The organism is Actinomycetota bacterium, from assembly GCA_013152275.1.
GTDB lineage: Bacteria > Actinomycetota > Acidimicrobiia > Spongiisociales > UBA4744 > BMS3Bbin01.
This window is the reverse complement of record JAADGS010000054.1, coordinates 1-13,710: the sequence shown is the minus strand read 5'-3', so window position 1 is coordinate 13,710 and position 13,710 is coordinate 1. Positions and strand designations below refer to the sequence as shown.

Below are 13,710 nucleotides of genomic sequence, written 5' to 3'. Positions count from 1 at the left end.
CGGTCGCTTCGCTCCCCGACGAAGACCCCCCTACCCCAGCGCAAAGCCGCTGCGGTACTTTCCCCCCTGCGGTCGCTTCGCTCCCTTGGGGGGACCAATAGACGCATGGGTGCATCGACCCGACGTCGTGATGCGAAGTACGAAGTGCGTGGCACAAACCGGCATCACTCGGCAAATCGCCACATACCCCTTGACCTTCCAGGCGGATGGAAGGCGTAGGCTTTTGGACGAGATGCCGATATCGGTGCTCCCGAACATGGGAGCCACGATCGAACCGAACCCCATGTGGCTCGATCCCGACCTGATCCGCCCGCTGGAAGGGAGTCCTGGATCGGCCGCAAGATCGGTCGGCACCCCGGCCGACCCCGATGAGATCCTCGAGAGGAGACCTCGATGCCCACCACCACCGAACCGAAACCACAGGTCGTTCCCGACGAGGAAGAGTGCGGCGCAGAGGGTGAGCGGTGCCGCAACTCACAGCACGATCACGGCACGGCACCGCACCAGACGGCTCACGGCGGGGGTCTCCTCGATTGGGAGGCGGAACGATTCCGGCGGGCCACCGAAGCGCTGGGGCTGAACGCGGCAGTGACGTGTGTGCTGCACTGTGCCGCCCGTAGCGTCGAGGTGGAGATTCCCCTCGAGCGGGACGACGGCTCACTCGAGGTGTTCACCGGCTATCGCGTTCAGCATTCGATGGCGTTGGGACCGGCCAAGGGCGGGATCCGCTACCACCCCGACGTCGATGCCGCCGAGGTGACCGCCCTGGCCCGCCTGATGACGTGGAAGACCGCACTGGCAGACCTGCCGTTCGGCGGCGCCAAGGGTGGGGTGCCTTGCGACCCCGCGAAGCTGTCCGCCCGCGAGCTACGGAGTCTCACGCGTCAGTACACCGTTGGGATGCTGCCGGTGATCGGACCCGACACCGACGTGCTCGCACCCGACCTCGGGACGAACTCTACGGTGATGGGTTGGGTCCTTCGCGCCGCGACGGAAGCAGGCAAGGGCGACCTCCGCCTCGTCACCGGCAAGCCGGTGATCCTTGGCGGAACCGCCTTTCGCGCGAAAGCCACCGGTGTCGGGGTGGCGCACGTCGCCGATCTGGCATACGGTCATCTCGGGGAGACGCTCGAGGGCGCCCGGGTGGCGGTGGAGGGGTTCGGCTCGGTGGGACGGTGGGCCGCCGTGGAGCTGGCCGACCGTGGCGCCACGATCGTCGCGGTCGCCGATGTGACCGGCGCCGTATACGCCGAGAACGGACTCGACCTGCAAGGGCTCATCGAGTGGATCGGCCGCGGCAGGCGCCTCGTCGAGTTCCCCGGAGCGGAGACGCTCGCGGCGAGTGTGCTGACCGTACCGTGCGACATCGTCATCCCGGCGGCGATGGAAGGCACCCTCGACCAGGGCGTGGCGACCCGGCTCTCGGCCCGACTCGTGGTGGAGGGCGCCAACGGGCCGACCACACCGGACGCAGAGGCGACGCTCGTCGACAAAGGCGTCGCGATCGTCCCCGACATCGTCGCCAACGCGGGAGGCGTGATCTCCTCGTACTACGAATGGGTCCAGAACCACCAGAGGATGTCCTGGCCCGAAACCGACGAGCGGGACCTGGTCCTGCAGCGGCTCGAGACGACATGGAACCTCATCGCCGGGACCCCCGCCGAAGCATGGCGCATCCAGGCGCTCACCATCGCCATCGGACGAGTCATCGACGCCATGACCGCCGCGGGGATGCTCCTGCCCGAGATGGTCGGAGCAAGCTGATGATCCCCGAGAAGCACACAACGCGTGATCCGCGTCCGGTCCGGGTCGGACCACGGCGGACATGGGAGGGCATGAGACCATGGAACACGACCATACGGTGATCGGTGCGGGCCCGGCCGGGCTCGTCGCAGCGGCCACGCTGGCCCGTGCCGGGCGGCAGGTGCGGGTCTTCGAGAAGGCGTCCGAGGTCGGACACCGCTTCTCCGGCGACTTCCAGGGGTTGGAGAACTGGTCGTCGCCGACCGACGCCCTGGACCGCCTCGCCCACCTCGGGATCGAGCCGACGTTCGCGTATCGGCCGTTCCACGAAGTGACGTTCTATGACCGGGCATTGAGGCCGATGCCGACCCGCTCGCTCGAACCACTCTTCTACCTGGTGAAACGAGGCCCCGATGACGGTTCCCTGGATCGGGCCCTGCTGGAGCAGGCCCGTGATGCGGGCGCCGAGGTGCTGTTGGGCCAGGCGGCCGAGCGGGCGCGACGAGGCGACATCGTGGCCATCGGACCCCGTTTCGCCGATGGCATCGCCACCGGATACGTGTTCTCCACGACTCTGGAGGATCAGGCGCACTGTGTCGTCTCGGAGGACCTCGCCCCGGCCGGCTATGCGTACCTGCTGGTCTGGGATGGCCAGGCCACCCTGGCCACCTGCCTGTTCCGCGACCAGCAGCGATGGAAGGAGGCCCGTCGGCGGAGTGTCGAGACGTTTACCGGTCTCGTGCCGGGCCTCGACCTGGACGATGCTCGGGCCTTCACCGGGTACGGAGCGGTCTTCGGGGCGAGCGGATTCGGCGACGAGGGGGGCCGCCTCTTCGTCGGAGAGGCGGCGGGCCTCCAAGACCCCGAGTGGGGGTTCGGGATGTGGTATGCCATGGAGTCGGGTGCCCTCGCCGCCCGTTCGCTTCTCGAAGGTTTCGGCTATGGCGAAGTGGCCCAGGATCGCTTCCGTGGCGTCCGTGAGGCAGCCTTGTTCAACCGGTTGCTGTTCGAGCGGCTTCCCGCCGGTGTCGTTTCGCTGCTGCTCAGAAAGGGCACCTCATCTTCGGATCTGCGGCGGCGCCTTCACCGTCACTGGGCGCCGAACGCGCTCAAATCCCGTCTCGCCCGGGCTGCGCTGCCCCGGTTCACCCGCACGCGTCTCGGCTACCGGGATCGGGCCTGCCACACGACGACGTGTGACTGTGTCTGGTGCACCCACGGGATGAACGAGCCGAGCCCACGATGACGGATCCGGCCGACGATCCGGGATCCGGGGAGTATCGACCGAGCGTGTAGACGGCCCTCGTTTCCCGGGTGGAGGCCTCGGGGGGCGGAGCCTCGAGAAGCCGGGGTCGGTCTGCGAGTCGGAACGAACCGCATCCTGCCCGGGTACCGGAAAGTCATGGCTTGACATTCCATCCGGATGGAAGGTGTAAAACGGTGGGGCACACGACAGTATGAGGAGACCGACGATGGAATTCGAAGATCGTATCCGAGTTGGGGTGAACGGCTATGGGGTGATCGGCAAGCGGGTCGCCGACGCCGTCGCACTCCAGGACGACATGGAGCTGGTCGGGATCGCCGACGTGGGCTTCGGCTATCGCGTCAAGGTCGCGGCAGAACGCGGCTATCCGATATTTGCCTCACTGCCCGATCGTGGTCCGGAGATGAAGGCCGGCGGCATCCCCGTCGTCGGAACCTTGTTCGACCTGCTGGGCCAGGTGGACGTGATCGTCGACTGCACGCCCAAGGGAGTGGGGGCCGTCAACCGGGTCCTCTACGAGGAGGCGGGTGTGAAGGCGATCCTGCAGGGCGGCGAATCCCACGACCTCGCAGGCTATTCGTTCGTCGCACAGGTCAACTACGAAGGCGCGGTGGGACGCTCGCTCACTCGAGTGGTTTCGTGCAACACCACCGGCATGTCCCGGGTGCTGCATGCGCTCGATCGGAACGGCTGGGTGAAGCGAGCCCGTGTGGTCGTGCTGCGGCGCGGAACGGATCCGTGGGAGTCCCACGACACGGGGATGATCAACACGGTGATCCCCGAGATGCGGGTGCCGAGCCACCAGGGTCCCGATGCCCGCAAGGTGCTTCCGGGTCTGGATCTCACCACGATGGCCGCCGCCGGCCCCTTCAACCTGTCCCACATCCACTTCGCGATGGTGGAGACCACACGCCGGGTGACGGTCGCCGAGCTGCGCGACGCCCTCTTCGACGAGCCGCGGATCGCGCTCATCCGATCCGGCGACGGTCTGGTGGCACTCAACTCGGTGATCGAGCTGATGCGCGACCTCGACCGTCCCCGTGCAGACATGTGGGAGGTCGCGGTGTGGGATGACGCTCTCGCAAGCGACGACCACGAGGTGTATCTCACCTATCAGGTGCACAACGAGGCCATCGTCATTCCCGAGAATATCGACGCCATCCGTGCCCTCGCCGGGCGGCCCGACGCGGCGGCATCGATCGAAGCCACCGACCGGGCACTGGGAATCACCACGACGTTTCTCCCTGCGACCACCCTGCCGATCGACCATGTGAGCGGCCGTGATGTGGACCACCCGGCGATGGCCGCGGTACGGGCCCGCCACGCGGAGTTCGCTGCCGTAGGATTCAAGGGGGCCGAGGAACCGACCGGCGAGGAGGGACTCGCATGACGACGACACACACTTCATCTGGTCACGAGACGGTGACGCTTCAGGTCGGGGGGATGCAGTTCGCCTCCGAGAAAAACAAAGTGGAGTCCCACTTGGCCAGGTTGCCCGGTGTGCTCTCGGTGGACGCCAACCCGGTGTCCCAGACGGCGACGGTGACCTTCGACCCGACGGTTACGGGCGCCGACGAGCTGCGAGAGCGGGTGATCGAATGCGGCTATCACTGCGCCGGCGAATCGGTCCCCGAACACGTCTGCTACGTCGAGCCTCCGGAGGCCGAATCCGACGAGGATCGGTCCCCGCACGCAGTCATGGGCCACGGCAGCCACGGCGAGATGTCGATGGATGTGATGGTCCGGGACATGCGCAACCGATTCCTGGTGGCGCTGATCTTCTCCATCCCGATCGTCTTGTGGTCCTCGCTGGGCCGCGACGTGCTCGGCTTCAACGTCGGGACCCCGTTCGGGTTGCGCAACGACGTGTTCGAGCTGCTGCTCAGCCTGCCGGTGATCTTCTGGTCGGCATGGATCTTCTTCGAAGGCGCCATCGCTGCGCTGCGCCGCCGCACGCTGGACATGATGGTGTTGGTGTCGGTCGGTATCGGCGCCGGATGGCTCTACTCGCTGGTGGTCACTCTCACCGGCGGCGGCGAGGTGTTCTACGAGGCGGCAGTGATGCTGGCGGTGTTCGTGCTGCTGGGCCACTGGTTCGAGATGCGAGCCAGGGGAGGGGCCAACGACGCGATCCGAACGCTGATGAACCTGGCCCCTGCCATGGCGGTAGTGCTTCGCGACGGTGAGGAACTCGAGGTTCCCACGTCGGAGATCGTCGTCGGCGACCTTCTGCTGGTGCGTCCCGGCGCCCGGATCCCCGTCGACGGCGTCGTCGAGGATGGCGAGTCCGACGTCGACGAGTCGATGGTGACCGGCGAGAGCCTCCCCGTCCACAAAGAGGTGGGGAGTGACGTCGTCGGAGCCACCATCAACACCAATGGGACCCTCCGGGTGCGAGCTACCAGGGTCGGATCCGAAACCGCCCTCGCCCAGATCGTCAAGCTCGTCCAGGAGGCGCAGAACTCGAAGGCGCCCGGTCAGCGGCTCGCCGACCGGGCCGCGTTCTGGCTGGTATTCGTGGCCCTCATCGGCGGCGCGCTCACGCTGATCGGCTGGAGCCTGGCCGGCGCGGCGTTCACGACGGCACTGCTGTTCGCGATCACCGTCGTCGTGATCACCTGCCCCGACGCCCTGGGGCTGGCCACGCCGACCGCAGTGATGGTCGGGACCGGGCTCGGCGCCGGCCACGGCGTCCTGTTCAAGAACGCCACCGCGCTGGAGACCTCCGCCCGCATCGACACCGTCGTGATGGACAAGACCGGCACGCTCACCAAGGGCGAACCGGAGATCACCGACTTCGTCACGGACGGAGACCCCGACGGCGTGCTGCGTCTCGTCGCCGCAGTGGAGAAGGAGTCCGAGCATCCGCTCGCCGAAGCCGTCGTCCGTTACGCAAACGGCCGGGGTGTCGAACCGGCGAGAGCCGAGGCGTTCGAGAACGTCCCCGGGCACGGTGCCATCGCCACCGTCGAGGGTCGGAGGGTCGTCGTCGGCAACAGCCGCCTGATGGAGCGTGAAGCCGTGCAGTTGGGCAACCTGGCCGAGCGGCGAGCCGAGATCGCCGCCGGTGGACGCACCGCCGTTCTCGCCGCCGTCGACGGGACAGCCGTGGCGGTCATCGGAATCGCCGACGCCGCCAGAGAGACGTCCGCGCAGGCGGTCCGTGACCTGCACGCGCTCGACATCGAGGTGGTCATGTTGACCGGCGACAACCAGGCGACCGCAGACCGGATCGCCTCCCAGCTCGGTATCGACACGGTCATCGCCGAAGTCCTTCCCGAAGACAAGGCCAACAAGGTCGCCGAACTGCAGGCACAGGGCAAGAAGGTGGCCATGGTCGGGGACGGCGTCAACGACGCACCGGCGCTGGCGAAGGCAGACCTCGGGATCGCGATCGGTGCCGGCACCGACGTGGCGATCGAGACCGCCGACCTGGTTCTCATGCGCTCGGATCCCCTCGACGTCCCCGTCGCCGTTCGGATCGGACGCGGCACCGTCCGCAAGATGCGCCAGAACCTCGCCTGGGCCATCGGATACAACGTCATCGCCCTGCCTATCGCCGCCGGTCTTCTCGAGCCGTCTCTCGGATGGGTCCTGCGACCCGAGTGGGCGGCGCTGTCCATGTCCGGTTCCAGCTTCATCGTCGCCACCAACGCGCTGCTCCTCAAGGGGCTCCGCCTTCCGAGCACCGATCGATCTGAAGCGCCCGCAGGGTGAGCCCAGAGCCACGTCGTTTCTTCCCCCTCAGGGGGTCTGAGTCTTCGAGGCGATGGGGGTGGCACGGCCTCAGGGGAGGTGTCCTCGAGGCTCTGGGAGCCGACGGAGGGGGTGCCGGAGGTGTCCCGGCACGGCCTGAGGGGGTGCTTGGGCGGTGGCCTCGATATTTCTTTGTGAAACCTCTCTCTACCCCCTTGACATTCCAGTCGACTAGAAGGCTTACGATGGTGGTGCACAGCGAGTGCAACAGGAAAGGAGGTGCACCATGACCTCGAAGAAGCGTTGGCAGGACTGGATCCTGCTCCTCGGCGGCATCTGGCTGTTCGTCGCTCCCTGGGCGTTGGGAACCAGTTCCGACACCGGCTCCTCGTGGAACGCGTGGACGCTGGGTGTCCTCGTAACCGGGACCGCCTGGTGGGCGCTCACCAGGCCGGCCGACAAGTGGACCGGGTGGCTCCAGGTCCTCTACGGAGCCTGGCTGTTCGTTGCGGCGTGGCTGCTCGGATTCACCGGGCTGGCAGCAGCAGCGTGGAACGCCTGGCTGGTGGCTGTAGGAGTCGTCGGCCTTGCCGCATGGGTGATCGCAGCACAAGCCTCGACACCCGGGAAGCAAACCGGTGTGATGGACGCGCATCAGATGGAAGGCCACCAGATGGAGGGCCACCAGATGGACGACCATCATCTGGCGCAAGGCTCTCACTGAAGCCGAGGAATCCCGGCCATACGGCCCATCGACGGCCGGGTCCCTCCCTCCTCGGCACGGCGGGGCCGGCGGATCATGTCCGCCGGCCCCGCACTCGTTTCTGCCGACCGATCGGAGCCTGACGGCTCTGTGAGTCACGATTCCGGCCGTGTGGTTCATGAGCTTCGCGGCCTGGCAGTACCCTCTTGACATTCCAGTCGACTAGAAGGCTTACGATGGTATTCGAAGTACAAGAACATCACGCAGGAGATCTGAGAACGATGAGCCAATCGGCCATGACCGGCAGCAAGGTTCGCCCCCGAGGTCGAGCCCCGAGGCGATTCTCCGCCGAGAGGATCTGTTCCGAGCCGAACTGCTCGACACGCCTCAGCACCTACAACCGCAATGACACGTGTTTCCAGCACAGTCCACTCCGATTCCCACGGGTCCGGGGTCACCCGACCCGGGGTGATGATGCCGGCGACAACACCAACGTCCCCCAGGGTTGAGAGAAGGCGGCGTGCGATGACGATGGACAGACGGCTCGGGTATCTGCCGGGGGCCCGGACGGCATGATCGATGCCAGACGTCGCGCACCGGCGACCCTGCGACGCAACCGCGTCGGGTCGCTCGCCCCTCTGCCTCGAACCGAGTCGGCGCGGAGCACACGCAGGCGCTCCCGCAACGCGGCCGAGCTGTTCGTGCATGCCGTCGGGCGCAACGGTGATCGGAAGGCGAGCGGGCCCCGGTCGTTCGTGTTCCTCCACGGTCTTGGCGGCACACAGGTGTACTGGACCGCGGCCGGCGGCGAAGCTCATCTCCCGCCGGGTTCGAGCCTGGTCGACCTTCTCGGCTTCGGGCGGTCGCCCCGCCCCCTCATCCGCTACACACTCGAGACCCACCTCGCGGCGCTGGAGCCGGTGTTGGCATCCCGGGCGCCGTCGGTGCTGGTGGGCCATTCGCTCGGTGCAGCCCTCGCACTCGCCTACGCCGCCAGGCACCCGGGCGACGTCACCGCGCTGGTGCTCATCAGTCTTCCCTCCTATGGAGGGCCCAAGGGTGCGGCCCATTGGCGCCGGCGGAGGCTCAGAGGCTGGTTCCTCACCAACATGGTGCTCACCGCCGCGGTGTGCGTGGCAACACGACGCCTCCTCGGACCGATCCTCCCGCTGCTCCTGCGCGACGTGCCCCGTGAGGTGGCCCGCGACCTCGTCGAGCACAACTTCATGTCGTCGACGACCTCACTGTGGAACGTCCTGTACCGACGCGACATCACCCTCGATCTCGACGCGCTCCCCGAGGACCTCCCGGTCGTGTTCATTCATGGCACCGACGACACGACCGCCCCGATCGACGCCATCCGGCGTCTGGCCGATGGGCGGCCACACCGGCGGTTGATCGAGCTGGCCGGTGTCGACCATCACCCCTGGCTGCGCGACCCGACCGGGTGCGCCGGGCTGATCGGCGCCGCAGGCCGGCTCGCAGGGGCTCCCTCCGCCGACGTCGAATCCGACGGGCGGATCGACTCGGGACCATGGGACATGCAAGAAGAAGGCTCCGGCGTCCCCGAATTCGGATATGTTGAGAGAGGGCTGCTCGCAGCACGGTCGACCGTGGATCTCCCGGACGAACCGGTGCGACGGGGTGGCGGCGATCGAGATCGACGGCGAAAGGAGTCATGATGGGCGACGCGTTGGCCACTTCACGGTTGGTGTACGAACGGCTGGCGGCGATGGTCGGAGAGCCGACCGTCGCCATACGGACCTGGAACGGGGACGTGTGGGGACCGAGAGATGCCGCGGCCACCATCGTGCTCAACCATCCGGGAGCCCTGCGTGCCCTGCTGCTGCCACCCAGCGATCTGACGGCAGGCGAGGCATACATATACGGCGACATCGACATCGAAGGCGACATCCTCGAAGTGCTGCGGTTCGCGACCCGCTTCGAGTCGGCGCGCCGGCGGCCTCTCGCCTCGTTCCGGCTGCTCCGGTACCTGCGCAGGCTCCCAGCGGAGAACCGGCGCAGCGCACACACCCGCCCGGAGCGAAAGGGGCGGCTGCACTCCAAGAGGCGGGACAACGCCTCGGTTACCGCCCATTACGACACCGGCAACGACTTCTTCCGCCAGTTCCTCGATCCCGGGATGGTGTACTCGTCGGGTGCGTTCCTCGATCCCGACGAGCCACTCGAAACCGCGCAGCGGCGCAAGATCGACCTGATCTGTCGCAAGCTGCAGCTTCGGTCCGGGCAGCGCCTGCTCGACATCGGGTGCGGCTGGGGCACCCTGGCGATCCACGCCGCCCGGCACTACGGCGTCGACGTTCTCGGGGTGACGCTCTCCCGGCCGCAGGTCGATCTGGCGACTGCGGCTGCCAAGGAAGCCGGTGTGGACGATCGGGTCACCTTCGAGGTCCTGGACTATCGCGACGTCAAGGGACGATTCGACGCGATCGCGTCGGTCGGGATGTTCGAGCATGTCGGCAAGAAACAACTCGCCACGTACTTCGCCAGGGTCCGGGACATGCTCAAACCGGGTGGGGCGTTGCTGAACCATGGCATCGTGACCCGAGATCGCCGGCGGCGCCGCAGGGCCAAGCCCAGCTTCATCGACACCTATGTCTTCCCGGACAGTGAGCTGGTCACGGTGGACGACGTCATCGCCGAGGCCGAGGGTGCCGGGTTCGAGCTTCGCGACGCCGAGTCGCTGCGCACGTCCTACGCCCTCACCCTGCGACACTGGATCCACAATCTCGAGGCCAACCGTGAGGCCGCTGTGGAGGCGGCCGACGAGACCACCTACCGGATCTGGCGCGTCTACATGGCCGGTTCGGCCATCGGCTTCGAGATGGCCGGCATATCCGTCTATCAGCTCCTCCTTACCACCCCCGAGCGGCCGTGGACGTTCGGGCGGAGCCATCTGCTGGCCGCCGACGATCGATGAGGGCGCCCCCTTCCCCTGCCAGGGGAAGCAAGAAGTGGGGTCGTTCTTCTCTTTGCTTCCCCCTCAGGGGGAAGTGGCCGAGGTGAGGAACGAGCCGAGGTCGATGGGGGTGTTCCGGCGGTCTCAGGGGGAAGTGCCGAGTCTTCGAGGCGATGGGGGTGTTCCCGAGGTGGCGGAGCCGGAGCCACCCCCTACCCTTGCCGGCAATGGATGCGCTGGAGACCCTCGAGGCGGAGATCACCGAATGCCGACGCTGTGCTCGGCTCGTCGAATGGCGTGAACGGGTCGCCGCCGAGAAGCGGGCGGCGTTCCGTGACGAGGAGTACTGGGGGAGGCCCGTTCCCGGGTTCGGAGACCCCGGCGCCCGGCTGCTGATCGTCGGCCTCGCCCCGGCGGCGCACGGTGCGAATCGAACGGGCCGCATGTTTACCGGAGACCGATCGGGAGATTGGCTGTACCGGGCACTGCATCGCGCAGGATTCGCCAACCGGCCGGCGTCGACGGACCGCCACGACGGCCTCTCGCTCACCGACGCGTTCGTGAGTGCGATCGTGCGCTGCGCCCCCCCGGCCAACAAGCCCACGGCCGAGGAGCGGGAAGCCTGCCGCCCGTGGCTGGAGGCCGAGATCGACATGCTCGAGCACCTCGAGGTCGTTGTCGCTCTCGGTGGGATGGCATTCGCCCAGGTGCTGCGAATCTACGCCGGGCGCGGGGCGCCGATCCCCAGGCCTCGGCCCCGATTCGGCCACGGCGTGCAGGTCGATGTCGGATCCGGGGTTACCGTCGTTGCGAGCTACCACCCGAGTCAGCAGAACACGTTCACCGGGCGGCTCACCGAGGCGATGCTCGACGACGTGTTCACCCGGGTCGGGGATCTCCTGGATCATCCGCCCCGGTAGTTTCACCTGTCTCCGCAGTGGTAATAGGATGTCTCTTCGAGAGGAGCCGATGCAGCTACTTGACCAAGACACCGTCGACCGACTCGACGCGACCGCTCCCGACTGGGTTCGAGAGCACCGATCCCGTGGATTCGAGCAGTTCGAGAAGCTGACGATGCCCACGTCGAAGGAAGAGGCGTGGCGCTACGTGGATCTCGACTTTGCCCTGGCCGATTTCGGCCTGGCCGAGCGGGGGACCCCGATGAGCGAACCGGATGAGGTCGCGGCGGCCCTCGGTGATCTCGCGGGACACGCCATGATCCTCGACGGGTACGCAACGGCCGGCCACTGCGACGACGCCATCTTCACCTCGCTGGTCGCGGGGACCGATGACGGGACGAACGAGCTGCGTGACGTGTTCGGCACCGGTGTCGACGTCGGCGCCGACATCTTCTCGGCCGCGCACCACGCGTTCGTGCGCGACGGCGTCTTCCTGTACGTGCCCGCCGGGCGCGTCATCGAGCGCCCGTTCTACGTCGACGTTCAGGCCACCCGGGGAGGGGCGGTCTCATTCCCGCACATCACGATCGTCGTGGAGTGCGACGCAGAGGCCTCGATCGTGATCGGCTTCCGCTCACCCGACGGTGAGCGCATGGTCGTCAACCCGCAGATCGAAGCGTTCGTCCGCGACGCAGGACGCCTGAAACTCTCCACCTACCAGCGCTTCGGCAACGAGACGCGATCGATCATCCACGAGCGGGTCGCCATGGGTCGCGACACGACGGCCAAGCTCGGCGAGGTCGGCCTCGGCGGCTCGTTGGGACGTCTCGACCTCGACTTCGAACTCACCGGGGAAGGGGCACACACCGACCTCGTCGGAGCCTTCTACGGTGAGCATCACCAGATCCTCGACTATCGCCTGCTCATGCACCATGTCGGCGTGAGCACCTCGTCGGATGTGTTCCTCAAGGGGGCCGTCCAGGACACCGCCGAATCGGTGTTCACCGGGTTGGTCAGGATCGAGAACGACGCCGCGAAGACGAGCGCGTTCGAGACGAACCGCAACCTCGTGCTGTCCGAGGGGGCACGGGCGAACTCGGTGCCGAACCTCGAGATCCTGTGCGACGACGTGATCTGTGGCCACGGCTCGACGGTCGGGCCACTCGACGAGGAGCCGCTCTACTACCTGATGAGCCGCGGGTTGAGTCGCGAACGTGCGTCGCGTCTGCTCATCCGCGGCTTCTTCGAAGAGGCGTTCGAACGGCTGCCACAACCCGAACTCGCCGTGCCGGCACGTGTAGCGGTCAACCGGCGGTTCGTCACCGCCCAGCAGGAAGGACGGGTGTGATGGGGGACTGGGTGAACATCGGCGCATTGGACGGCCTGTCGCAAGGGCAGGGCGTGCGCGTCGAGATCGGGTCCGACATCATCGCCGTGTTCCGCATCGGTGACGATGTCTATGCCATCGGTGACCGGTGCAGCCACGCGCAGGCGTCCCTGTCCGAGGGTGAGGTATTCGACCACGACGTCGAATGTCCCCGCCACGGTTCCGAGTTCAGTCTCGAAACCGGGGTTCCGCACTCGCTCCCGGCGACGGTGCCGGTTCCGGTCTTCGAGACGAAGGTCGAAGACGGCAGCGTGCTGGTGAGAGTGGGGGAGACATCGTGAGCAGCTTGAAGGTCGACGGGGTGCGGGCATCGATCGACGAGAAGCAGATTCTCGAGGGTATCGACCTCGAGGTTCCCTACGGGGAGCTGCACGTGATCATGGGACCGAACGGTTCCGGCAAGTCGACGCTGAGTCATGTCCTCACGGGCAAGGAAGGCTACGAGGTCGAGGGCTCGGCGACACTCGACGGTGTCGAGCTGCTCGACAAGCCGGTCGACGAACGGGCCAAGCTGGGCCTGCTTCAGGCCTTTCAGGATCCGGTCGAGGTGCCCGGTGTCCGACTACGGGAGCTGCTGCTCGAGGTGGGCGACGAACACGGCCTGAACTTCGAGGAGAGCAGCGGCATCATCGAGGAGACCGCCGAGAAGTACGGGGTGACGCAGTTTCTCGACCGTCCGGTGAACGTCGGGCTGTCGGGTGGGGAGAAGAAGCGCTCGGAGATCTTCCAGATGGCGATGCTGCACCCGCACGTTGCCATCCTCGACGAGATCGACTCGGGTCTCGACATCGACGCGGTGCGCGAAGTCGCGGCTGCGGTCGAGGAGATGCGCGGTCCCGACATGGCGGTGCTGCTGATCACCCACTACTCACGGATCCTCGAGTACATGACACCGGACCGGATCCACGTGCTGATGGCCGGGCGGATCGTCGAGTCCGGTGGCCGTGAGCTGGCCGACGAGCTCGAGGCCGGAGGCTACGAGGTGCTACGCGAACGGCTCGGCATCCGGCCCCGTGTCGAGGAGCCCGCCGAGAAGCCGGTATCGGAGTTCTTCACCGACACGCCGTTCGACTTCTAGCGCCGCTTCTTCCTTCCCCT

Annotated in this window: 11 protein-coding genes; all 11 read left to right on the top strand. The window is 67.0% G+C overall.

Going from position 1 to position 13,710, the window contains the following annotated elements; all coding sequences use genetic code 11:
- Positions 1–393: 393 nt before the first annotated feature.
- The 11 genes from GXP34_09175 (at position 394) to sufC (ending at position 13,690) form a co-directional block, all read left to right on the top strand.
- Positions 394–1,764 (top strand): Glu/Leu/Phe/Val dehydrogenase, encoded by a 1,371-nt coding sequence (locus GXP34_09175; GenBank protein NOY56146.1) that lies wholly within the window; start codon positions 394–396, stop codon positions 1,762–1,764.
- A 61-nt stretch (positions 1,765–1,825) separates the two neighbouring features.
- The gene (locus GXP34_09170) at positions 1,826–2,989 is read left to right on the top strand and encodes an NAD(P)/FAD-dependent oxidoreductase (GenBank protein NOY56145.1); all 1,164 of its coding nucleotides are present in this window, start codon (positions 1,826–1,828) and stop codon (positions 2,987–2,989) included.
- Between the two features lie 226 nt (positions 2,990–3,215).
- Entirely contained in the window at positions 3,216–4,397 is a 1,182-nt protein-coding gene (locus tag GXP34_09165; GenBank protein NOY56144.1) for a type II glyceraldehyde-3-phosphate dehydrogenase, read from the top strand.
- Positions 4,394–6,724, top strand: a complete 2,331-nt coding sequence (locus tag GXP34_09160; protein NOY56143.1) for a copper-translocating P-type ATPase — start codon at positions 4,394–4,396, stop codon at positions 6,722–6,724. Before GXP34_09165 ends, GXP34_09160 begins: the two co-directional genes overlap by 4 nt.
- Positions 6,725–6,989: 265 nt before the next feature.
- A complete protein-coding gene (locus tag GXP34_09155; GenBank protein NOY56142.1) occupies positions 6,990–7,427 on the top strand; it encodes an SPW repeat protein in 438 nt (145 codons plus the stop codon).
- A 551-nt stretch (positions 7,428–7,978) separates the two neighbouring features.
- Positions 7,979–9,088: an alpha/beta hydrolase gene (locus GXP34_09150; GenBank protein ID NOY56141.1), complete on the top strand. Its 1,110-nt coding sequence runs from the start codon at positions 7,979–7,981 to the stop codon at positions 9,086–9,088.
- Complete coding sequence (locus GXP34_09145) at positions 9,085–10,347, top strand: class I SAM-dependent methyltransferase (GenBank protein NOY56140.1); 1,263 nt, start codon at positions 9,085–9,087, stop codon at positions 10,345–10,347. The genes GXP34_09150 and GXP34_09145 overlap by 4 nt, the downstream gene beginning before the upstream one ends.
- A 152-nt stretch (positions 10,348–10,499) precedes the next feature.
- Positions 10,500–11,246, top strand: coding sequence for a uracil-DNA glycosylase (locus GXP34_09140; protein NOY56139.1), 747 nt, complete (start codon positions 10,500–10,502; stop codon positions 11,244–11,246).
- Positions 11,247–11,295: 49 nt separating this feature from the next.
- Positions 11,296–12,573: a Fe-S cluster assembly protein SufD gene (sufD, locus tag GXP34_09135; protein NOY56138.1), complete on the top strand. Its 1,278-nt coding sequence runs from the start codon at positions 11,296–11,298 to the stop codon at positions 12,571–12,573.
- Positions 12,573–12,893: a non-heme iron oxygenase ferredoxin subunit gene (locus GXP34_09130; protein NOY56137.1), complete on the top strand. Its 321-nt coding sequence runs from the start codon at positions 12,573–12,575 to the stop codon at positions 12,891–12,893. Before sufD ends, GXP34_09130 begins: the two co-directional genes overlap by 1 nt.
- A complete protein-coding gene (gene sufC / locus GXP34_09125) occupies positions 12,887–13,690 on the top strand; it encodes a Fe-S cluster assembly ATPase SufC (GenBank protein NOY56136.1) in 804 nt (267 codons plus the stop codon). The genes GXP34_09130 and sufC overlap by 7 nt, the downstream gene beginning before the upstream one ends.
- Positions 13,691–13,710: the final 20 nt, after the last annotated feature.